The organism is Pseudomonas sp. NPDC090233 (genome assembly GCF_044772285.1).
Lineage (GTDB): Bacteria > Pseudomonadota > Gammaproteobacteria > Pseudomonadales > Pseudomonadaceae > Aquipseudomonas.
In genome coordinates this window covers 116558-139848 of the sequence record NZ_JBIVYQ010000010.1, presented here as the reverse complement: position 1 = coordinate 139848, position 23291 = coordinate 116558, and the positions used below count along the sequence as shown (strand labels likewise).

The following is a 23291-nucleotide window of genomic DNA, read 5'->3' as shown; positions in this document are numbered from 1 at the left end:
AAGTCATCATTTCTCAATGACTTGTCCTGGGGCGGTGTGACAGGGGCGGCTTCTTCGCGGCTGAAGCCGCTCCTACAGGTACCCCACCGAGGCGCGGGGCGCGATTAGACGGAGATGCCCTGCTCGCCCAGGAACACAACGAACGCATCTTCATCCAGCACCTTCACGCCCAGCTCACTGGCCTTGGCCAGCTTGGAGCCGGCGCCAGGGCCGGCAACAACGCAATGCGTCTTGCCGGAAACCGAACCAGCCACCTTGGCTCCGAGGCTTTCCAGCTTCTCTTTGGCGATGTCGCGGCTCATGCGCTCCAGCGTGCCGGTCAGCACCCAGGTCTGGCCAGCCAGCGGCAAACCTTCCGCGACTTTCTTCTCGCTGTTCCAGTGCATGCCGAAGGCCAGCAACTGCGCTTCGATGTCACGCGCCAGTTGCTGATTGGCCTCGTCCTTGAAGAACTCGCGCACGGCGTCAGCCTGCTTGGCCGCCAGGGCCTGGCGCAAGTCGATACCATCAGCGGCGATGATCTTGTCCAGGTTGTCGAGCTTGGCCACCAGCTTTTCCGCACCCGTTGGCCCCACCGAGGGAATATCGAGCTTGGCGATCATCCCGGCCAGGGTGGTGCTCGCCGCGAACTCGGCGGCCAGCTCACCTTCGTCCTGCAACTGCATGCCACTGGCCAACAATTGCTCGATGACCTTCTGGTTGTGCTCGTCTTCGAAGAAGTTGTGAATTTCGTACGCCACTTCCAGACCGATGTCCGGCAGATAGGTCAGCACCTGCGGCAATGCTTGCTGCACCCGCGCCAGACTGCCCAGCGAGCGGGCGAGGACCTTGGCGGTTTCCTCGCCCACGTCCGGGATGCCCAAGGCATAGATGAATCGCGCCAGGCTCGGGCGCTTGCTGGCCTCGATGGCATCTAGCAGCTTCTTGCTGGAAACTTCGGCAAAGCCTTCCAGGCCGACGATCTGGTCGAATTCCAGCTTGTACAGGTCGGCCGGCGATCCGATCAGGCCTTCGTCCACTAACTGCTCGACGCTCTTCTCGCCCAGGCCATCGATATCCATGGCGCGGCGCGAGACATAGTGAATAATCGCCTGCTTGAGCTGGGCGCCACAGGCCAGGCGACCGACGCAGCGGTACACCGCACCTTCGCTGGTGGTTTCCTTGCCTTTGCTGCGCTTGACCAGCTGGGTGCGCTCGACCTGCGAGCCACAAACCGGGCACTCAGTGGGTACCTGTACCGGGCGGGCATCTTCGGGGCGCCGTTCGAGCACCACCTGCATGACCTGCGGGATCACGTCACCGGCACGACGGATGATCACGGTATCGCCAATACGCAGGCCCAGGCGGGCGATTTCGTCCATATTGTGCAGCGTGGCATTGGATACGGTCACGCCGGCCACTTTGACCGGCTTCAGGCGCGCCACAGGTGTTACCGCACCGGTACGACCGACCTGAAATTCGACATCCAGCACCTCGGTGAGCTCTTCCATGGCCGGGAACTTATGGGCGATGGCCCAGCGCGGCTCGCGAGCGCGGAAGCCCAACTCACGCTGGGACGCCAGGCTGTTGACCTTGAACACCACGCCATCGATCTCATACGGCAGGCTGTTGCGCCGCTCGCCAATGTCGCGGTAGTAGGCCAGGCACTCTTCAATGCCGGCAGCGTGCCGAAGCTCACGACTGATCGGCAGGCCCCATTCCTTGAGCTGCTCGAGGATACCGATGTGGCTGTCGCCGATGCTGGCCGATACCTGCCCCACCCCGTAGCAGCAGAATTCCAACGGGCGACTGGCGGTGATCTTCGAGTCCAGCTGGCGCAAGCTGCCGGCTGCGGCATTACGTGGGTTGGCGAAGGTCTTGCCACTGGCTTCGGCCTGAGAGGCGTTGAGCCGGTCGAAACCGGCCTTGCTCATGAACACTTCGCCACGCACTTCGAGCACCGCCGGCCAGCCTTCGCCCTGCAGCTTGAGCGGAATGTTGCGCACGGTGCGCACGTTGGCGCTGATGTCTTCGCCCGTGGTGCCATCGCCACGGGTGGCGCCCTGCACCAATTGCCCATCACGATACAGCAGGCTTACCGCCAAGCCATCGAGCTTGGGCTCGCAGCTGAAGTCGACGGCACCCGGCTGGTCCAGGCCATCCACGACACGGCGGCCAAATTCGCGCAGGTCGGCTTCCTCGAAGGCGTTACCCAGGCTGAGCATGGGTACTTCGTGACGCACCTGGCTGAACGCGGCCAGGGCGGTGCCGCCGACACGCTGGGTCGGCGAGTCAGGCGTTACCAGATGCGGATGCTCGGCTTCGAGCGCCTTGAGCTCGTTGAACAGGCGGTCGTACTCGGCGTCTGGCACGCTGGGTTCGTCGAGCACGTAGTAACGATAATTGTGCTGATCAAGCTCGGCGCGCAGTTCGTGGATTCGGGATTCGGCGTTCATTCTTCAGGTTCTCTTGCAAAGCAAAAGAGCAGCCCTAGGCTGCTCTTGCGCTTGAAACGAAGCGAGCAAGACCAGGGCATGGTCCGCTCGCTCAATGACATCAGCGTTTCTGGGTCAGCGCGCGGCGCTCGAACTCGACGATGCGCTGGCGGTAATGCTCGATGGTCTGCGCGGTGAGCACGCTGCGCTGGTCGTCCTTGAGCTCGCCATCGAGCTCGTGGGCCAGCTTGCGCGCCGCCGCGACCATCACGTCGAAGGCTTGCTTCGGATGACGCGGGCCTGGCAGGCCGAGGAAGAAGCTCACCGCACGGGTGCTGAAGTGGTCGATGTCGTCCAGGTCGAAAATGCCGGGCTTGACCGCGTTGGCCATGGAGAACAGCACTTCGCCGTGACCGGCCATGCTCTCGTGACGATGGAAGATGTCCATTTCGCCGAAACGCAGGCCGCTTTCGAGAATGTTCTGCAGCAGCGCCGGGCCCTTGAAACCGCCTTCATCGCGGGAGATCACGCTGATCACCAGCACTTCTTCAACCGGCGGCAGCTCCTTGGCGGGATTGCCACTGGCGGCAAAGCCGTTGCTGCGCTTGTCGTCGGCGGCAAAGTCGTCGTCGCTGTCGGCGAACAGGTCCGGCTCACGCGGCTCGGCCACCAGGTCCAGGTCACCTTGCGGCTGAACTTCGGCAGCACGCTTGCCACGCTTGCTGGCCTTGGCCGGCTTCGGTTCACGTTCGCGCTCACGCACAGGCGCACTGAGCGACGGCAAGTCGCTTTCGTCCAGTTCCGGCTCCTTCTGGGTCTCCAGCACCCGCGACGGGCCGAGCACTTCGGCGCTGCCCTCGTCGTCCGGCACATTGGAGTAGCTGCGATCAAGGCGGAATTTCAATTTGCCTTTTCCGCCGCGCATGCGGCGCCAGCCGTCGAAAAGAATACCGGCGATGACAATGATGCCGATGACGATCAGCCACTCGCGCAGACCGATTTCCATGTAATCCCGTGCCTCTATAAAAATATGCTTGAAAACAAAGGCTTCAAAGCCCTTTAACACGTGGCGCCAACTCTATGTTCTGACAGGCGTTTTACCCACGCAAAAAACGAGTGACATTAAGCTAGCACGACCAAAGACAACTTTACACCGTCTGTCGCACATGACGGGGGCATTTCCCTACGGAATTCGCCCTATCTTCGCTCATCAGGCGTCGACCATGGCCAGCGCCTCCTCTACATCAACTGCAACAAGACGTGAACAGCCCGGTTCGTGCATCGTTACCCCCATCAACTGGTCGGCCATTTCCATGGCAATCTTGTTATGGGTGATGTAGATGAACTGCACGCTTTCACTCATTTCCTTGACCAACCGGGCGTACCGCCCGACGTTGGCATCGTCCAGCGGTGCATCGACCTCGTCGAGCATGCAGAACGGTGCGGGGTTCAGCTTGAAAATGGCAAACACCAGCGCCAAAGCGGTCAGTGCCTTCTCGCCGCCGGACAGCAAGTGGATGGTGCTGTTCTTCTTGCCCGGCGGGCGCGCCATGATCGTCACCCCTGTATCGAGTAGATCTTCGCCCGTCAGTTCCAGATAAGCGCTGCCGCCACCGAAAACTTTTGGGAAAAGTGCCTGTAATCCGGCATTTATCTGATCAAAGGTATCCTTGAAGCGGTTGCGGGTTTCCTTGTCGATCTTGCGGATGACACTTTCCAGGGTGTCGAGAGCTTCGACCAGGTCTGCGTCTTGCGCGTCGAGGTAGCGCTTGCGCTCGGATTGCTGCTCGTACTCTTCGATCGCCGCCAGGTTGATCGCGCCGAGGCGCTGGATGCGCGCATCGATTTGCTCCAATTCCTGCTCGGTGCCCTGCTCGCTGGCCTCGGCCTCGACGGTGGCCAGCACGCCCTGCAAATCGTAGCCGTCAGCCAGCAATTGTTCCTGCAGAGTTTTGCGCCGTATATCCAGGCCCTGGTTCTCCAGGCGCATCTGTTCCAGCTGGCCGCGCAGCAACTGGGCCTGCTGCTCGGCCTGGGTACGACGCTTTTCGGCATCGCGCAGGGCGCGGTCGGCTTCGTCCATGTGCAGGCGAGCCTGGCGCATTTCCTCATCGACGCTCATGCGCCGCTCCAGTAATTCTTCCAGCTTCAGGCGCAGCTCTTCCTGCGGTGCCTCGCCCTCCTCCAGGTTCAGGCTCAGTTGCTCCTGTCGCTCGCTCAGGCGCGCGGCCTGTTGTTCCAGGCGTTCCAGCGCCTGCTGGGTGGAGTCGTGCTGGGCGCGCAGCGAGCCCAGGCGCACGGCCAACTGGTGGGCGTGGTCCTTGTGCTGGCGGGCTTCCTGGCGGATGCGGTCGAGGCCTTCGCGCAGGGTATCGCGGCGGGCCATCAACTGTTCGCGCTGCTCGGTGTCCTGAGCCATCAGGTCCAGGGCCTCCTGCAGCACCAGGCGCGCTTCGCCCAGCTGCTCATGCTCCAGGGCGCGTTGTTCCTGGAGTTCGGTCAATTCTTCATCTAAACGGCGGCGACGCAGCTCGACCTGCTCGGCACGGGCGCGGCCTGCCGATAGGCTGGCCTTGAGCTCACCGTGCTGGCGGCCTTCTTCCTGGGTACGACGGCGCAGCTGTTCGCGCTCTTCTTCCAGGCCCAGTTGCTGCTCGCGCAACGATTGTAATTGCGCTTCCAGCTGTTCCAATGCGGCTTCGAGTGTCAGCTGCTCCTCGCCAAGGCGTTCGATTTCCTGACCACGGGCCAGCAAGCCACCCTGGGCATCGCCACCCCGGCTGACGCGCAGAAAATGCCGGCCGACCCAGTAACCGTCGCGGCTGACCAGGCTTTGCCCTTCAGCCAGCGAGGCGCGCTGGGCCAGGGCCTGGGCGAGATCCTCGACTGGCCTGACCTGGGCCAGCCAGGGGGCCAGATCGGTGCGCCCTTCGACCTTGTCGAGCAGGCTGCCGGGGTGGCGAGCCCCCTCTGCGCCCGCCACCAGCAAGCGCAACTCACCTTGTTCGAGCTCGGCAAAGTCGAGCCAGGCGAAATCGTCCACCAGCACGGCTTGCAGGTCGGCGCCCAGGACGGTTTCCACCGCCAGCTCCCAACCTGGTTCAACCCGCAGCCCTTCGGCCAGGCGCGGACGGTGCTCCAGGCCCTGGCCGCGCAGCCAGTCAGCCGCGCCCGCGCCAGGTTCGAGCGCAGCTTGCTGCAAAGCCTCCAACGAGGCCAGGCGGCCACCCAGGCGCTGCAGGTCGCCCTGCTGTTGCTGCTGGGCATGTGTCGCCTGCTGCAGCTGCTCGCGCACGGCCTCCAGGCGCTCGACTACCTGCTCTTCCGACAGCTGCAATTCTTCCAACTGCATCTCGCTGGCGGCCAACTGTTCGGACAGTTCCAGCAATGCGCCATCCTGCGGGTCGGTAGCCATCTGGTCACGCTCCTCGCCCAGCTTGCGCTGGCGCTCGGCCATGCGTTCCAGGCTGGCTTCGAGCTGCTGCAGGCGCGACTGCTGCACTTCGGCCTGGCGGCGCGGTTCGGCGGAGCGGGTGTTGAAGCTGTCCCACTGCTCCTGCCAGCCGTGCATGCCCAGCTCGGCTTTTTCGAGGGTGGCGGCGGCCTCTTCGGCTGCGGCCAGGGTCATTTCCTGCTCGGGTTCGAGCATGGACAGCTCTTCGCCGAGGGTGGCCAGCAGCGTGCGGTCATGACCCAGGTGCGATTCGGTTTCCAGGCGCGTGCGTTCGGCTTCCTTGAAGTCATCCTGCAATTGGCGCAGGCGCTGCTGGCCGTGCTGGATGCTCTGCTCGACCCGGGCAATATCGCCGGCCACCGAATAGAAGCGGCCCTGCACCTGGTTGAAACGTTCGGACAATTCGTGATGGCCGTCGCGCAGGCGTTCGATGCTGGCATCGGCGTTGCGCTGCTCGGCGACCAGTGCCTCATGGGCCACATCCTGATCGCCGATCACCGCTTCGCGCTGGCGCACGCGCTCATCCAGGTCACGCCAGCGCAGGGCCGACAGGCGCGCCTTGAGCTGGCGCTCCTGGGCCTTGTACTCGCGGTACTTCTCGGCGGCCTGAGCCTGGCGATGCAGGCGTTCTAGCTGACGCTCCAGTTCTTCGCGCAGGTCGGTCAGGCGCGCGAGGTTTTCCTGGGTACGGCGGATTCGGCTCTCGGTCTCGCGGCGGCGCTCCTTGTACTTGGAGATGCCCGCGGCCTCTTCGATGAAGTTGCGCAGCTCCTCGGGCTTGGCTTCGACCAGCTTGGAGATCATGCCCTGCTCAATGATCGAATAGCTGCGCGGGCCCAGGCCGGTGCCGAGGAAGATATCGGTGATGTCGCGGCGCCGGCACTTGGTGCCGTTGAGGTAATAGGTGTTCTGCCCATCGCGGGTGACTTTGCGGCGGATGGAAATTTCCGCGTAAGCCGCGTACTCACCCAGCAGCGTGGTTTCGCTGTTGTCGAAGACCAGCTCGATGCTGGCCTGGCTCACCGGCTTGCGGCTGGTGGAGCCGTTGAAGATGACGTCGGTCATCGACTCGCCACGCAGGTTCTTCGCCGAACTTTCGCCCATCACCCAGCGCACCGCATCGATGATGTTGGATTTGCCGCAGCCGTTGGGGCCGACCACGGCCGCCATGTTGCTGGGGAAATTGACCGTGGTGGGGTCGACGAACGACTTGAACCCGGCCAGGCGAATGCACTTCAGGCGCATCGGTCAGCCTCGGGCCAGCGCCGCCAGCACCAGCTCGCAGCTGCGCTGGCAATAGGCGGTCAGTACCTCGCGGATGCGCGGCAGGTCACGGGCGACTACGGCGTCGAGCAGGCTGGCGAACAGTTCCAGGTAATCGATCATGTTGGCCTGGCGCTGGTCCAGGGCCAAATAGTAAGCGCGGCTCATGGCCGGTTGCAGGTTTTCCACGGTTTCCTGCAGATAGGGGTTGTCGGCGAACGGATAGGCGGCGCGCATCACCGCGAAACTGTCGGCGACGAAGGCCTTGATGTCGGCTCGTTCGCGGGCCTGCTGCAGGCGTTGCTGGATGTCCAGGAACGGGCGCAGATCGCTGTCGGTGCGCCATTTCTGCGCAACCGCATTGCCCAACAGGATGTAGAACTCGCCCATCAGGGCGCACAGGCTGCGCACGCTGCGCTCATCGAGCTTGGTCACATGGGCGCCACGGCGCGGCAGGATCGCCACCAGATGGCGACGTTCGAGGATCAATAGCGCTTCGCGCACCGAGCCACGGCTGACATTCAGCGCCTGGGTGACCTTCTGCTCCTGGATGCGCTCACCGGGCACGAGTTCGCCGCGAATGATGCGTTCGGCCAGGTAGTCGGCAATCTGCTCGGAGAGGCTGTCCGGCGCCTTGAACGTCATGGTTTTCCTTCAAAATCATTGAACTGGGCACAAGTGGGCGATTGTAGCGCACTTGGCCAGCACTCGCGCAGAGGGGCGACGGGCTTTATTTGACCCGCCAGGCAGCCACTTGTACGGCGCGATCTATGCTTCAGATATGGGTATTTCGGGCGGCCAGATGGACTGACGCACAACTTCTTGACCTTTGAGTCAGAAAATTATTGACCAGCGCGTCAGCTCTGCTTATTGTCCGCCCAACAACAATAAAACCATTGCGAGGCCATCCCCGTGATCCAGTTTCTCGTCAACCAGGAGCTACGCAGCGAGCACGCCCTGGACCCGAACATGACGGTGCTGCAATACCTGCGCGAGCACCTGGGCAAACCCGGCACCAAAGAAGGCTGCGCCAGCGGCGACTGCGGCGCCTGCACCGTGGTGGTCGGCGAGCTGACCCAGGATGATGATGGCCAGGACAGCCTGCGCTACCGCAGCCTCAACTCCTGCCTGACCTTCGTATCATCGCTGCACGGCAAGCAGTTGATCAGCGTCGAAGGCCTCAAGCATCAAGGCCAGCTGCACAGCGTGCAACAGGCCATGGCCGATTGCCACGGCTCGCAATGCGGCTTCTGCACCCCCGGTTTCGTCATGTCGCTGTTCGCACTGCAGAAGAACAGCCAGGGCCATGACCTGCACCAGGCCCAGGAAGCCCTGGCCGGCAACCTGTGCCGCTGCACCGGCTACCGGCCGATCCTCGACGCCGCCGAGCAAAGCTGCCGCCTGCCCTGCCGCGACCAGTTCGACGCCCAACAGGCGCAGACCATCAGCCGCCTCAAGGCCATCGCGCCGACCCAGACCGGCGAACTCAACAGCGGCGACAAGCGCTGCCTGGTGCCACTGACCGTCGCCGACCTCGCCGACCTCTATAGCTCGCACCCGGAAGCACGCCTGCTGGCGGGCGGTACCGACCTGGCGCTGGAAGTCACGCAGTTCCACAAGACCTTGCCGGTGATGATCTACGTCGGCCACGTGACCGAACTCAAGCGCATCGACAAGACCGCCAGCCACCTGGAAATCGGCGCCGCCACCTCGCTGACCGACTGCTACGGCGCACTCAACGAGGAATACCCCGATTTCGGCGACCTGCTGCACCGCTTCGCCTCGCTGCAGATCCGCAACCAGGGCACGCTCGGCGGCAACATCGGCAACGCCTCGCCGATCGGCGACTCGCCGCCCCTGCTGATCGCACTCGATGCGCAGATCGTCCTGCGCCAGGGCGAACGCCAGCGCACGATGCCGCTGGAAGACTACTTCATCGACTACCGCATCACTGCCCGCCAGGACAGCGAGTTCATCGAGAAGATCATCGTGCCACGAGCCAGCAATGACTGGGCCTTCCGCGCCTACAAAGTGTCCAAGCGCCTAGATGACGACATTTCGGCGGTGTGCGGCGCCTTCAACCTGAGCATCGAAAACGGCATGGTCAGCGGTGTGCGCATCGCCTTCGGCGGCATGGCCGCGATCCCCAAGCGTGCCCGCGCCTGTGAAGCCGCCCTGCGCGGCAAGCCCTGGAACCAGGCCAGCATTGAGCGTGCCTGCCAGGCCCTGGCCGAGGACTTCACGCCGCTCAGCGACTTCCGCGCCAGCAAGGAATACCGCCTGCTGACCGCGCAGAACCTGCTGCGCAAATACTTCATCGAACTGCAAACGCCGTACATCGAAACCCGGGTGACCGACTATGTCTAACCATCACGTCGTCAAGAGCCAGGCCGAGATGGCCGAACTGTTCAGCCAGGACCTGACCACCGGGGTCGGGCGCAGCGTCAAGCACGACAGCGCCGACAAGCACGTGGCCGGCGAGGCGGTGTACATCGACGACCGCCTGGACTTCCCCAACCAGTTGCACGTCTACGCGCGCACCGCCGACCGCGCCCACGCGCGCATCCTGCGCATCGACACCACGCCGTGCTATGCCTTCGAGGGCGTGCGCATCGCCATCACCCACGAGGACATCCCCGGCCTCAAGGACATCGGCCCGGTGGTGGCTGGTGATCCGCTGCTGGCCATCGACAAGGTCGAATTCTTCGGCCAGCCGGTGCTCGCCGTGGCCGCCCGTGACCTGGAAACCGCACGCCGCGCGGCGATGGCCGCGATCGTTGAATATGAAGACCTGGAGCCGGTACTGGACGTGGTCGAGGCGTTTCGCAAGAAGCACTTCGTGCTCGACAGCCATACCCATCAGCGCGGTGATTCGGTAGCGGCCCTGGCCAGCGCCCCGCACCGCCTGCAGGGCACCCTGCACATCGGCGGGCAGGAGCACTTCTACCTGGAAACGCAGATTTCCTCGGTGATGCCCACCGAAGACGGCGGCATGATCGTCTACTGCTCCACGCAAAACCCCACCGAAGTGCAGAAGCTGGTCGCCGAAGTGCTCGACGTGCCGATGAACAAGGTGGTGCTCGACATGCGCCGCATGGGCGGCGGCTTTGGCGGCAAGGAAACCCAGGCTGCCAGCCCGGCGTGCCTGTGCGCGGTGATCGCGCGCCTGACCGGCCAGCCGACCAAGATGCGCCTGCCGCGCGTCGAAGACATGATGATGACCGGCAAGCGTCACCCCTTCTATGTGGAGTACGACGTCGGCTTCGATGACGATGGCCGCCTGCACGGCATCAACTTCGACCTGGCCGGCAACTGCGGTTACTCGCCCGACCTGTCCGGCTCGATCGTCGACCGCGCCATGTTCCACTCCGACAACGCCTACTACCTGGGCGATGCCACCGTGCACGGCCACCGCTGCAAGACCAACACCGCCTCCAACACGGCCTACCGTGGCTTCGGCGGCCCGCAGGGCATGGTCGCCATTGAGCAGGTGATGGACCACATCGCCCGCCAACTAGGCCGCGACCCGCTGGCCGTGCGCAAGGCCAACTTCTACGGCAAGACCGAGCGCAACGTCACCCACTACTACCAGACCGTCGAGCACAACATGCTCGAGGAAATGACCGCCGAACTGGAAGCCAGCAGCGATTACGCCGAGCGCCGCGAGTCGATCCGCCGCTTCAACGCCAACAGCCCGGTACTGAAGAAGGGCCTGGCGCTGACCCCGGTGAAGTTCGGCATCTCGTTCACCGCTACCTTCCTCAACCAGGCCGGTGCGCTGATCCACATCTACACCGATGGCAGCATCCACCTTAACCACGGCGGCACCGAGATGGGCCAGGGCCTGAACACCAAGGTCGCGCAAGTCGTGGCAGAGGTTTTCCAGGTCGACTTCAGTCGCATTCAGATCACCGCCACCAACACCGACAAGGTGCCCAACACCTCGCCGACCGCCGCATCCAGCGGTGCCGACCTGAACGGCAAAGCCGCGCAGAATGCGGCCGAGATCCTCAAGAAGCGCCTGACCGAGTTCGCCGCACGGCATTATCAGGTGACCGAGGAAGACGTCGAGTTCCGTAACGGCCATGTGCGCGTGCGCGACCAGATCGTCAGTTTCGAGCAGCTGGTGCAACAGGCCTACTTCGCCCAGGTGTCGCTGTCGACCACTGGCTTCTACCGCACGCCGAAGATCTTCTATGACCGCAGCCAGGCACGCGGCCGGCCGTTCTACTACTACGCCTTCGGCGCGGCCTGCGTCGAGGTGATCGTCGACACCCTGACCGGCGAATACAAGATGCTGCGCGCCGACATCCTGCACGACGTCGGCGACTCGCTGAACCCGGCCATCGACATTGGTCAGGTCGAAGGCGGCTTCATCCAGGGTGCGGGCTGGCTGACCACCGAAGAGCTGGTGTGGAACGCCAAGGGCAAGCTGATGACCAACGGCCCGGCCAGCTACAAGATCCCGGCCGTGGCAGACATGCCGCTGGACCTGCGGGTGAAGCTGGTGGAAAACCGCAAGAACCCGGAGGACACCGTGTTCCACTCCAAGGCCGTGGGCGAGCCGCCGTTCATGCTCGGCATCGCCGCCTGGTGTGCGCTCAAGGATGCGGTGGCCAGCATCGCCGACTACCGCGTGCAGCCGAACATCGACGCGCCGGCGACCCCGGAGCGGGTGTTGTGGGGCTGTGAGCAGATGCGCAAGGAAGTGGCTGCGGCGCAGCCGGCACAGGAACTGGAAACCGTGACTCACTGACTCTGTCGACCCCTGTGGGAGCGGGCTTGTCCCGCGAATTCGCGGGACAAGCCCGCTCCCACAGGGGACGGTGTCAGCCTTCAAGTGAGGTTGAATATGCACCAATGGATCAACGCCCTCGCCGACCACCAGTCCCGCGGCGAACCCTGCGTGCTGGTGACCATCATCGAGGAACGCGGCTCGACCCCGCGCAATGCCGGCTCGAAAATGGTCGTCAGCGCCAGCGCCCTGTACGACACCATCGGCGGCGGCCACCTGGAATTCAAGGCGCTGCACATCGCCCGACAGATGCTCGAAGAGCACCGCAGCACCCCACACCTGGAGCGCTTCAGCCTCGGCGCCAGCCTCGGCCAGTGCTGCGGCGGCGTCACTGTGCTGCTGTTCGAGCCGATGGCCGCCGTTCAGGCACAGATCGCCGTGTTCGGCGCGGGCCATGTCGGCCGTGCTCTGGTACCCTTGCTCGCCGCGCTGCCCTGCCGGGTGCGCTGGATCGATTCGCGCGAACAGGAATTCCCCGAGCTCATCCCCAACGGGGTGACCAAGGTGGTCAGCGAGGAGCCGGTCGACGAAGTGGCCGAGCTGCCGGCCGGCAGCTATTGCATCGTCATGACCCACAACCACCAACTCGACCTGGAACTGACCGCCGCCATTCTCAAGCGCAACGATTTCACCTGGTTCGGCCTGATCGGCTCGAAGACCAAACGGGTCAAGTTCGAGCACCGTCTGCGCGAGCGCGGTTTCGATGACGCCGTAGTGGCGCGCATGCGTTGCCCGATGGGCATCGCCGAGGTCAAGGGCAAGCTGCCCATCGAAATCGCCGTATCCATCGCCGGCGAAATCATCGCCACCTACAACGCCTGCTTCGGCCAGCACGACGCTGGCGTCAACGCCGGCCCCATTGCCCAGTTGCTGCCGCCTTCCCGGCGCAGCCAAGCCCTATGACGAGTGTGTTATGACCGTTACCCGTAAAGCCTACCGTGCCGCCATTCTGCACAGCATCGCCGACCCGGCCGAGGTCGGCCTGCAAGCCTCCCATGAGTACTACGAGGACGGCCTGCTGGTGATCGACGACGGCCGTATCAGCGCCCTCGGCCACGCCAGCGAGCTGCTGCCGACGCTGGACGCCGACATTGAAGTGGTGCATTACCAGGATGCCCTGATCACCCCGGGCTTCATCGACACCCACATCCACTTCCCACAGACCGGCATGATCGGCTCCTACGGCGAACAGCTGCTGGACTGGCTCAATACCTACACCTTCCCCTGCGAAAAGCAGTTCGCCGACAAGGATCACGCCGACAAGGTGGCGAAGATCTTCCTCAAGGAACTGCTGCGCAACGGCACCACCACTGCGCTGGTATTCGGCAGCGTGCACCCGCAGTCGGTCAATGCCTTGTTCGAGGAAGCCGAGCGCCTGGACCTGCGGATGATCGCCGGCAAGGTGATGATGGACCGCAACGCACCGGACTACCTGACCGACACCGCCGAAACCAGCTACACCGAGAGCAAGACGCTGATCGAGCGCTGGCACGGCAAGGGCCGCCTGCACTATGCGGTGACCCCACGCTTTGCGCCAACCAGCACCCCTGAGCAGCTGTCGGTGGCGGGCCAATTGCTCAAGGAGCACCCGGGCGTGTACATGCACACCCACCTGTCCGAGAACCTCAAGGAAATCGACTGGGTCAAGGAACTGTTCCCTGAGCAGAAAGGCTACCTGGACGTCTATGACCACTTTGAGCTGCTCGGCGAGCGCTCGGTGTTCGCCCATGGCGTGCACCTGTGCGACGACGAATGCCAGCGCCTGTCCGAGACCGGTTCGGCCATCGCGTTCTGCCCGACGTCCAACCTGTTCCTCGGCAGCGGCCTGTTCAACTTGCCGCAAGCAGAGAAATTCAAGGTCAACGTCGGCCTGGGCACCGACGTGGGCGCCGGCACCAGCTTCTCGCTGCTCAACACCCTGAACGAAGCGTACAAGGTGATGCAGCTGCAAGGCGCGCGCCTGCACCCGTATAAATCGCTGTACCTGGCTACCCTCGGCGGCGCCCGTGCGCTGCGTCTGGATGACCGTATCGGCAGCCTGCGCCCCGGCAACGATGCCGACTTCGTGGTGCTCGACTACAAGGCCACGCCGCTGCTGGACTACCGCATCCAGCAGTCCACCAGCATCGAAGAAACCCTATTCGTGCTCACCACCCTGGGCGACGACCGCACCGTGCGCGAGACCTACGCCGCCGGGCGTTGCGTGCACCAGCGCTAAGGCGCTTTCGCCAGGCCTCGATAAAGCGCGCCGCCGATCGCCGCACCGATCAGCGGCGCCAGCCAGAACAGCCACAGCTGTTGCAATGCCCAGCCACCGACGAACAAGGCCGGCCCCGTGCTACGCGCGGGGTTGACCGAGGTGTTGGTGACCGGGATCGAGATCAGGTGAATCAGCGTCAGGGCCAGGCCGATGGCGATCGGCGCGAACCCCGCCGGGGCACGCGCGTCGGTGGCGCCCATGATGATCACCAGGAACATTGCCGTCATCACCACTTCACTGACAAACCCCGCCGCCAGCGAATAGCCGCCAGGCGAGTGGTCGGCGTAGCCGTTGGACGCCAGGCCCGACGACAGCTCGAAACCCGCCTTGCCACTGGCAATGAAGTAGATCACCGCCGCAGCCAGGATCGCCCCGATCACCTGGGCGATGACGTAGGGCAACAACTCCTTGGCCGGAAAACGCCCACCCACCAGCAACACGAACGACACGGCGGGGTTGAGGTGGCAACCGGAAATATGGCCGATGGCGAATGCCATGGTCAGGACAGTCAACCCAAATGCGAAGGCGACACCGAGGACACCGATGCCGACCGGGGAACTGGCCGCCAGCACGGCACTGCCGCACCCGCCCAGCACCAACCAGAAAGTGCCAACCAGCTCGGCACCCATGCGCACACCCAGAGACGTAGTCATGGACCTCTCCTCACGTAGTGGAACGCAGCGACTGCGCAAGCCCAACCACATTGAAAAGGGGTTTGCAACTAGCAAATTTATCAGGTATTCGGTGAATCACCAGATGGCCAGGCAACAAAAAGGGGCCGCTCAGGGCCCCTTCGGTTCACAGGCAAACGATCAACCCTTGGCGGCGGCCTTCGGTTTTTTCAGCAGGTGCGAGAACACCGCATGCAAATCATCCGAGGCACTTTCTTCGTCCAGGTTGAGTTTACTGTCGATGTGATCCATGTGGTGCATCATCAGGCTCACGGCCTGTTCGGCGTCACGCGCCTCGATGGCATCGATCAGTTGCATGTGCTCGTCATACGAACAGTGTGAGCGGTTGCCACTTTCGTACTGGGCAATGATCAGCGAAGTCTGCGAAACCAGGCTGCGCTGGAAACTGACCAGCGGTGCATTACCGGCCGCCTCGGCGAGCTTGAGGTGGAATTCGCCGGAAAGGCGAATTCCGGCACCGCGATCGCCACGCGAAAAGCTGTCGCGCTCTTCGCGCACCATCTGACGCAGCTCGTTGAGTTGCTCCAGCGTGGCGTGCTGCACGGCCAGTTCGGTGATAGCGCGCTCGACCATGCGCCGCGAGAAAAACACCTGTCGCGCCTCTTCGACCGTCGGGCTCGCCACCACCGCACCGCGGTTGGGTCGCAGCAGCACCACGCTCTCATGGGCCAGGCGCGATAACGCACGACGGATGATGGTGCGGCTGACGCCGAAGATCTCGCCAAGCGCTTCCTCGCTCAACTTGGTGCCCGGCGCCAAGCGCTGCTCAAGGATCGCCTCGAAGATATGCGCATAGACGATGTCGTCCTGGGTACCACTGCGGCCAGCCTTGCCAGCACGTGAAGGTTTCTTCAGAGGTTGCAGCTGTTCGTTCATGAGCTCTCGAAGCGCGAAGGAAAGTATGGCGCCATTGTACACAGGCTGAGCCGTTTCTGCAGGTAGGCTTTTACCTATATAGCCGTTGCGCGGCAGATTGTGCGCACAAAACATAAAACATTATTTGCTTTCTTTGTACACAAAAGCATAATCCATCGGGCAACTTCTTGACCCGTGAGTCAACTAAGCGCGTCAGACGTCTGCCAATCCCTCGCGGAGCCACCAAGTGCATTGCGCAGGTCACTGGCTCCAAGAACAACAAGAAAGACTTGAGGAGTATCGCTGTGGAAAGCCGCAAATCCGACGCACCTACGCTGGATCTCGCTCCACCGCTCGAAACGAGTTGGCTGGAACGGATTTTCAAACTCAAGCAACACGGCAGCACCGTCAGAACCGAGCTGATCGCCGGGGTGACCACCTTCATCACCATGGCCTACATCATCTTCGTCAACCCGAACATCATGGCCGACGCCGGCATCGATCACGGGGCGGCATTCGTCGCCACCTGCATCGCCGCCGCGCTCGGCTGCCTGTTGATGGGCCTGTACGCCAACTGGCCGGTGGGCCTGGCACCGGGCATGGGGCTGAACGCCTTCTTTACCTACACCGTGGTCGGGACCATGGGCTACAACTGGGAAACGGCACTGGGCGCGGTGTTCGTCTCGGGCGTGCTGTTCATGTTCCTGACCTTGTCCAAAGTGCGCGAGTGGCTGCTCAACAGCATCCCGGTAAGCTTGCGCCATGCAATGGGGGCTGGCGTCGGATTGTTTCTCGGGCTGATCGGCCTGAAGACCGCCGGCATCATTGTCGACAGCCCGGCCACACTGATCAAGCTGGGCTCGCTGCATGAGCCTGGGCCGCTGCTGGCGGCGATCTGCTTCCTGTTGATCGCCATCCTCAGTTACAAGCGCGTGTTCGGTGCGATCCTGATCAGCATCATCGGCGTGACCCTGGCGGGCTGGGGTCTAGGCCTGGTGAAGTTCGGCGGGGTGATGTCGATGCCACCGAGCCTGGCACCGACCTGGATGGCCATGGACGTGGCGGGCGTGTTCAACGTCAGCATGATCAGCGTGGTGTTGGCATTCCTCTTCGTGCACATGTTCGATACCGCCGGCACCCTGATGGGCGTGGCCCAGCGGGCCAACCTGGTGGCGCCGGACGGGCGTATCGAAGGCTTGTCGAAAGCACTTAAAGCGGACAGTGCATCGAGCGTGTTCGGTGCCGTGGTCGGCGTCCCGCCGGTGACCAGTTATGTAGAGAGTGCTGCCGGTGTGGCTGCGGGTGGGCGTACCGGCCTGACGGCGGTAGTGGTCGGCCTGTTGTTCGTCGCAGCGATGTTCTTCGCCCCACTGGCCGGGATGATCCCTGCCTACGCCACTGCCGGTGCGCTGATCTATGTGGCCATGCTGATGATGGGCAGCATGGCGCATATTCATTGGGACGAAGCCACCGACAGCATTCCGGCGATCGTCACGGTGATCATGATGCCGCTGACCTTCTCGGTGGCGGATGGTATTGCCTTGGGCTTCATCAGCTATGTGGCACTGAAGGCAGGTACCGGTAAGTACAAGGAGATCTCGGCCAGCCTTTGGGTGCTGTGTGCGATCTTCATTGCCAAGTTTGTGTTCCTCTGACACTTCATTTACACCAACAAAGGGCGCCTTGGCGCCCTTTTGTTTTGTGTTGAGTCTACCGGCCCTGTGGGAGCGGCTTTAGCCGCGAAAGGCCCGGCCCAGACAGCCCAAAAAACAGCAGACGAAAAAAAGCCCGCCAGTGTGAGAGCGGGCCAAGGACCTACGAAGATTCTTCTAGCGACCAACTAGCTCCCGCGATAGGTCGAATAGCTATACGGCGAAATCAGCAGCGGCACGTGATAGTGCTCCTGCTGCTCGTCGATGCCAAAGCGCAGCACAACAACATCCAGAAACGCCGTATCGGGCAGCTGAACGCCGCGCGCACGGTAGTAAGCGCCAGCACTGAACTGCAGCTGGTAAACGCCGGTACGGTAATCGTCACCCTGCAGCAGCGGCGCGTCGACGCGGCCATCGCTGTTGGTCAGGGCAGTGTTCACCAGCTCGAGCTGCTGGCCCTCGACACGGTACAGCTCGACCTTGATCGCGCTGCCCGGGCAGCCGTGAGCGGCATCCAGTACGTGTGTAGTCAAACGTCCCATTGCTTGTCGCCTCTTGTTCAATCTGTGGGCAAAAAAATACACAGCCATCGGCACGGCAAAGGGCCTGCGATGGGCGGGAATGACGTTATTAAGACATTTCATCGACAAATTGTACACAATTTTTTCTACCCTTCTGTCGCCCTCGCCTCCTCATGCTCAAATGATGCAAATTCAGGTGCTGTGCCGACGCCAATGTCATTTACTGACCAACTGGGCAGGTTTCTTGCAACACATTCTCAAGCGACAAAAGGGAAGAAATGCGGAAAAACAGGCTTACAAAAGATTTCAGAAGTTGTATACAATCAGCCCATCCGGTGGTGCGACATCCCGACGCGGCCCGCCCACCCCCGCACAAACGCACAAGAAGGAAGACTGCAGTGAGCGCTGACTACCCTCGCGACCTGATCGGTTACGGCAACAACCCTCCTCACCCGCAATGGCCGGGCAACGCGCGCATCGCGCTGTCCTTCGTGCTCAATTACGAGGAAGGTGGCGAGCGCAACATTCTGCACGGTGACAAAGAGTCCGAAGCCTTCCTGTCCGAGATGGTCGCTGCCCAGCCACTGCAGGGCCAGCGCAACATGAGCATGGAATCGCTGTACGAGTACGGCAGCCGCGCTGGCGTGTGGCGCCTGCTCAAGCTGTTCAAGGACAGCGGCGTCCCGCTGACCATCTTCGCCGTGGCCATGGCCGCTCAGCGCCACCCGGACGTGATCCGCGCCATGGCCGAAGCCGGCCACGAAATCTGCAGCCACGGCTACCGCTGGATCGACTACCAGAACATGGACGAGGCCCAGGAGCGCGAGCACATGCTCGAAGCCATCCGCATCCTCACCGAACTGACCGGCGAGCGCCCGGTGGGCTGGTACACCGGCCGCACCGGCCCGAACACCCGCCGCCTGGTCATGGAGGAAGGCGGCTTCCTCTACGACAGCGACACCTACGACGACGACCTGCCCTACTGGGAACCGAACAACCCGACCGGCAAGCCGCACCTGGTGATCCCGTACACCCTGGACACCAACGACATGCGCTTCACCCAGGTACAGGGCTTCAACTGCGGCGAGCAGTTCTTCCAGTACCTGAAGGACGCCTTCGACGTGCTGTACGCCGAAGGTGCCGAAGCGCCGAAGATGCTGTCCATCGGCCTGCACTGCCGCCTGGTCGGCCGCCCTGCGCGCCTGGCTGCGCTGAAACGCTTCGTCGATTACGCCAAGAGCCACGACCAGGTCTGGTTCGCCCGTCGCGCGGACATCGCCCGCCACTGGCACGCCACCCACCCGTACAAGAAAGAGAACGCCTGATGACTGCTTTCAAGACCCTCAAGCCATCGACCCTGAGCCGCGACGCATTCGTCGAGGCCTTCGCCGACATCTATGAACACTCGCCGTGGGTCGCCGAAAAAGCCTATGACCTCGGTCAGCTGGTCGAACTCGACGAGATCGAGGCGCTGCACCAGCGCATGAGCGACATCCTGCTCAGCGCCAACCACGCAGACCAGTTGGCACTGATCAACGCTCACCCGGACCTCGCCGGCAAAGCCGCCGTCCAGGGCGAGCTGACCGAATCGAGCACCAACGAGCAGGCCGGCGCCGGTATCCACCAGTGCACCGCCGAAGAGTTCGCCCGCTTCACCGAGCTGAACGATGCCTACAAGGCCAAGTTCCAGTTCCCGTTCATCATGGCGGTGAAGGGCAGCAACCGGCACCAGATCCTCGCTTCGTTCGAAAAACGCATCCACAACGATGCCGATGCCGAATTCAAGGAAGCCCTGGCGCAGATCAACCTGATCGCCCTGTTCCGTCTGCTGCAGCTGTAAGCGACAGCCGAACCGTATTTAAAAAAACGAATAACAGAAGAGATAACCGCATGCGCACCCTGATGATCGAGCCCCTGACCAAAGAAGCCTTCGCCCCATTCGGTGACGTGATCGAAACCGATGGCAGCGACCACTTCATGATCAACAACGGCTCGACCATGCGCTTTCACAAGCTCGCCACGGTCGAGACCGCCGAGCCCGAAGACAAGGCGATCATCAGCATCTTCCGCGCCGACGCGCTGGACATGCCGCTGACCGTACGCATGCTGGAACGCCATCCGCTGGGCAGCCAGGCTTTCATCCCGCTGCTCGGCAACCCCTTTCTGATCGTGGTCGCGCCCGTTGGCGATGCACCTGTATCAGGCTTGGTCCGCGCCTTCCGCAGTAACGGCAGGCAGGGCATCAATTACCATCGCGGCGTTTGGCACCACCCGGTGCTTACGATCGAAAAGCGGGATGATTTCCTGGTGGTTGATCGCAGTGGTTCTGGCAACAACTGCGATGAGCATTACTTCACCGAGGAACAGATGCTGATCCTCAATCCCCACCAATAAGAAAAGGTCCGTCATCGTTTGGTGACTGGCAGAGGTACATACTGTGGAAGCTCATCTTCACGAGTGGCTGAACCTCAGCATTCGCTGGGTTCACATGATCACCGGTGTCGCCTGGATCGGTGCATCGTTCTACTTCGTCTGGCTGGAAAACAACCTGAACCGGAGCAATCCGCGTGACGGGCTGTCGGGTGACCTCTGGGCCATCCACGGCGGTGGTATCTACCACCTTGAGAAGTACAAGCTGGCGCCCCCGAAAATGCCCGAGAACCTGCACTGGTTCAAATGGGAAGCCTACTTTACCTGGATGTCGGGTATTGCCCTGCTGTGCGTGGTGTTCTACTGGAACCCGACCCTGTACCTGCTGGCCCCTGGCAGCACCCTGAGCGGTGCCGAGGGCGTGGCCATTGGTATCGGTTCGCTGGTGGCCGGCTGGTTCATCTACGACCTGCTTTGCGATTCGCCACTGGGCAAGCGCCCGGCGCTGCTTGGCGGCGTGCTGTTCGTGCTGATCATTGCCGCCTGCTGGGGCTTCAGCCTGGTGTTCAGCGGCCGTGGCGCGTACCTGCACACCGGCGCGATCATCGGCACCATCATGGTCGGTAACGTGTTCCGCATCATCATGCCGGCCCAGCGCCAGCTGGTGGCAGCGATCGAGAGCAACACCACCCCCGACCCACGCCTGCCGGCCAAAGGCCTGCTGCGTTCGCGTCACAACAACTACTTCACCCTGCCGGTGCTGTTCATCATGATCAGCAACCACTTCCCGAGCACCTACGGCAGCCAGTACAACTGGCTGATCCTGGCCGGCATTGCGGTAGCTGCGGTACTGATCCGCCACTACTTCAACACCCGCCATGACAGCAGCAAGTACGCCTGGACCCTGCCGGTCGGTGCCCTGGCGATGATCTGCCTGGCCTATGTCACCGGTCCAAAACCGATGGCCGTTGCGCCTGAGCAAGCGGCGGCTAAGATCGAATACCAGCCACTGCCAGCTACTGCAGTAGGCGGCAAGACTGCTGCTGAGCAGCGTGCCGAAGATGCCGCCAAGGCAGCTGAAGCCCCTGCCGCACCGGCCGAGGCTCCGGCCCAGGCCACCGCTCAGGTGGGTGGCGGCGCGTTCGACAAGATCCACACCGTCATCCAGGAACGCTGCACCGTGTGCCACTCGTCGAAGCCGACCAGCCCACTGTTCAGCGCCGCTCCTGCGGGTGTGATGTTCGACACCCCGCAGCAGATCCAGGCCCAGGCCGCGCGCATTCAGGCGCAAGCGGTGGCCAGCCAGATCATGCCGCTGGGCAACATCACCCAGATGACTGCCGAAGAGCGCAAGCTCGTCGGTGACTGGATCGCCAAAGGCGCCCAGGTCAACTGATACACCTCTCCTGCCAGGGCGTCCGCGCGCCCTTGTGGGAGCGGCCTTGCGCCGCGAAAGGGCCGGCACTGCCGGCCCTCGTTACAAGAAACACGCAACAAGCAAGCATCGAGCGTTCAGCCACGAACTGGCGCTTGGATCCGAGAATAAAAACAAAACTCGAGGTGCTGCATGTCCGAGTCACGCAAGGCGTACATTCCCGTTGCGCCGCCGCGAGAACCTCTGCCCCTGTTCCAATTGATCCTGGTTGGCCTGCAACACGTTCTGCTGATGTACGGAGGCGCGATTGCCGTGCCTTTGATCATTGGCCAGGCGGCCGGATTGTCCCGTGAAGAAGTCGCTTTCCTGATCAACGCCGACCTGCTGGTCGCTGGCGTCGCCACCATCATCCAGTCGTTCGGTATCGGCCCGGTCGGTATCCGCATGCCGGTGATGATGGGTGCCAGTTTCGCTGCCGTCGGCAGCATGGTGGCCATGGCCGGCATGCCTGGCGTGGGCCTGCAAGGGATCTTCGGCGCGACCATCGCCGCCGGGTTCTTCGGCATGCTGATCGCGCCGTTCATGTCCAAGGTCGTACGCTTCTTCCCACCGCTGGTCACCGGTACCGTGATTACCTCCATCGGCCTGTCGCTGTTCCCGGTGGCGGTCAACTGGGCCGGTGGCGGCCATGAAGCCGAAGCCTTCGGCTCGCCGATCTACCTGATGGTGGCGGGCCTGGTGCTGGCCGTGATCCTGTTGATCAACCGCTTCATGCGCGGCTTCTGGGTCAACGTGTCGGTGCTGGTGGGCATGGGCCTGGGTTACATCCTGGCCGGTTCCATCGGCATGGTCGACCTGTCCGGCCTGAACGAAGCGCCCTGGGTGCAAGTGGTCACACCGCTGCACTTCGGCATGCCGACTTTCAGCCTGGCGCCGATCCTGTCGATGTGCCTGGTGGTGGTGATCATCTTCGTCGAGTCCACCGGCATGTTCCTTGCCCTGGGCAAGGTTACCGATCGTGAAGTCACCCCGGGAATGCTGCGCCGGGGCCTGCTGTGCGATGCCGGCGCCTCGTTCATTGCCGGGTTCTTCAACACTTTCACCCACTCCTCGTTCGCGCAGAACATCGGCCTGGTGCAAATGACCGGCGTGCGCTGCCGCTTCGTCACCATCGTCGCCGGCGGGCTGTTGATTCTGCTCAGCCTGTTGCCCAAGGCAGCCTTCCTGATCGCCTCGATCCCGCCTGCGGTACTGGGCGGCGCGTCCATCGCCATGTTCGGCATGGTCACCGCCACCGGGATCAAGATCCTCCAGGAAGCGGACATCGGCGACCGTCGCAACCAGTTGCTGGTCGCTGTCAGCGTCGGTTTCGGCCTGATCCCCGTGGTGCGCCCTGAGTTCTTCGCGCAGATGCCGCAGTGGATGGAACCCATCACCCACAGTGGTATCGCCATGGCGACGGTCAGTGCCCTGGTGTTGAACGTGCTGTTCAACATCCTCGGTGGCGCCGAACGCGCCGTGCATAACGACGTCTGTCACGAGCATTGAGTTGCAGGGCGGCGCAACGCCGCCCGTTCTCCCCTTTCGCAGTAATCGCTGTGCCGTCGGCCCGCCGGAATGGGCCGCCCGGGGCGCCTGCG

The 23291-nt window shown here is 62.8% G+C and carries 17 protein-coding genes; 10 read left to right on the top strand and 7 right to left on the bottom strand.

Translation table 11 applies throughout. From position 1 onward, the window contains the following. Positions 1-104 precede the first annotated feature (104 nt). The 4 genes from ligA to ACIQUF_RS24555 form a co-directional block, all read right to left on the bottom strand. Positions 105-2435, bottom strand: coding sequence for an NAD-dependent DNA ligase LigA (gene ligA, locus ACIQUF_RS24570; RefSeq protein ID WP_403136263.1), 2331 nt, complete (start codon positions 2433-2435; stop codon positions 105-107). A gap of 100 nt (positions 2436-2535) precedes the next feature. Continuing rightward, entirely contained in the window at positions 2536-3420 is an 885-nt protein-coding gene (gene zipA, locus ACIQUF_RS24565; RefSeq protein WP_403136261.1) for a cell division protein ZipA, read from the bottom strand. 204 nt (positions 3421-3624) lie between these two features. Beyond that, on the bottom strand, positions 3625-7113 hold the full coding sequence (smc, locus tag ACIQUF_RS24560; protein WP_403136260.1) for a chromosome segregation protein SMC: 3489 nt from the start codon (positions 7111-7113) through the stop codon (positions 3625-3627). 3 nt (positions 7114-7116) lie between these two features. After that, positions 7117-7776, bottom strand: a complete 660-nt coding sequence (locus tag ACIQUF_RS24555; RefSeq protein ID WP_403136258.1) for a GntR family transcriptional regulator — start codon at positions 7774-7776, stop codon at positions 7117-7119. A 267-nt stretch (positions 7777-8043) separates the two neighbouring features. Between ACIQUF_RS24555 and xdhA the strand changes: the two genes are divergently transcribed. The 4 genes from xdhA to guaD all read left to right on the top strand — a co-directional run bounded on the left by xdhA (position 8044) and on the right by guaD (position 14144). After that, positions 8044-9498 (top strand): xanthine dehydrogenase small subunit, encoded by a 1455-nt coding sequence (gene xdhA, locus ACIQUF_RS24550; protein WP_403136257.1) that lies wholly within the window; start codon positions 8044-8046, stop codon positions 9496-9498. Further along, complete coding sequence (xdhB, locus tag ACIQUF_RS24545) at positions 9491-11887, top strand: xanthine dehydrogenase molybdopterin binding subunit (protein WP_403136255.1); 2397 nt, start codon at positions 9491-9493, stop codon at positions 11885-11887. The genes xdhA and xdhB overlap by 8 nt, the downstream gene beginning before the upstream one ends. 96 nt (positions 11888-11983) lie before the next feature. Continuing rightward, positions 11984-12829: a xanthine dehydrogenase accessory protein XdhC gene (xdhC, locus tag ACIQUF_RS24540; protein WP_403136253.1), complete on the top strand. Its 846-nt coding sequence runs from the start codon at positions 11984-11986 to the stop codon at positions 12827-12829. 10 nt (positions 12830-12839) lie between these two features. Then, positions 12840-14144, top strand: a complete 1305-nt coding sequence (gene guaD, locus ACIQUF_RS24535) for a guanine deaminase (protein ID WP_403136251.1) — start codon at positions 12840-12842, stop codon at positions 14142-14144. Here the strand turns inward: guaD and aqpZ are convergent. Both aqpZ and ACIQUF_RS24525 read right to left on the bottom strand, forming a co-directional pair. Next, a complete protein-coding gene (aqpZ, locus tag ACIQUF_RS24530; protein WP_403136250.1) occupies positions 14141-14839 on the bottom strand; it encodes an aquaporin Z in 699 nt (232 codons plus the stop codon). The genes guaD and aqpZ overlap by 4 nt on opposite strands. A 159-nt stretch (positions 14840-14998) precedes the next feature. Beyond that, entirely contained in the window at positions 14999-15754 is a 756-nt protein-coding gene (locus ACIQUF_RS24525; protein ID WP_400803644.1) for a GntR family transcriptional regulator, read from the bottom strand. Between the two features lie 284 nt (positions 15755-16038). Here ACIQUF_RS24525 and ACIQUF_RS24520 point away from each other — a divergent pair, with 284 nt between their 5' ends. Continuing rightward, positions 16039-17388, top strand: a complete 1350-nt coding sequence (locus tag ACIQUF_RS24520) for an NCS2 family permease (RefSeq protein ID WP_400803646.1) — start codon at positions 16039-16041, stop codon at positions 17386-17388. 185 nt (positions 17389-17573) lie between these two features. Here ACIQUF_RS24520 and uraH read toward each other — a convergent pair whose 3' ends face one another. After that, positions 17574-17927 (bottom strand): hydroxyisourate hydrolase, encoded by a 354-nt coding sequence (gene uraH, locus ACIQUF_RS24515; protein WP_403136248.1) that lies wholly within the window; start codon positions 17925-17927, stop codon positions 17574-17576. 377 nt (positions 17928-18304) lie between these two features. Between uraH and puuE the strand changes: the two genes are divergently transcribed. The 5 genes from puuE (at position 18305) to ACIQUF_RS24490 (ending at position 23199) form a co-directional block, all read left to right on the top strand. Continuing rightward, complete coding sequence (gene puuE, locus ACIQUF_RS24510; RefSeq protein ID WP_060508235.1) at positions 18305-19231, top strand: allantoinase PuuE; 927 nt, start codon at positions 18305-18307, stop codon at positions 19229-19231. Continuing rightward, a complete protein-coding gene (uraD, locus tag ACIQUF_RS24505) occupies positions 19231-19746 on the top strand; it encodes a 2-oxo-4-hydroxy-4-carboxy-5-ureidoimidazoline decarboxylase (RefSeq protein ID WP_403136247.1) in 516 nt (171 codons plus the stop codon). Before puuE ends, uraD begins: the two co-directional genes overlap by 1 nt. A gap of 50 nt (positions 19747-19796) precedes the next feature. Next, positions 19797-20300: an ureidoglycolate lyase gene (locus ACIQUF_RS24500; RefSeq protein WP_027592958.1), complete on the top strand. Its 504-nt coding sequence runs from the start codon at positions 19797-19799 to the stop codon at positions 20298-20300. 43 nt (positions 20301-20343) lie between these two features. After that, a complete protein-coding gene (locus ACIQUF_RS24495; RefSeq protein ID WP_403136246.1) occupies positions 20344-21672 on the top strand; it encodes a urate hydroxylase PuuD in 1329 nt (442 codons plus the stop codon). Positions 21673-21843: 171 nt separating this feature from the next. Then, positions 21844-23199, top strand: coding sequence for a nucleobase:cation symporter-2 family protein (locus ACIQUF_RS24490; protein WP_400803653.1), 1356 nt, complete (start codon positions 21844-21846; stop codon positions 23197-23199). The last annotated feature ends 92 nt before the right edge of the window (positions 23200-23291 follow it).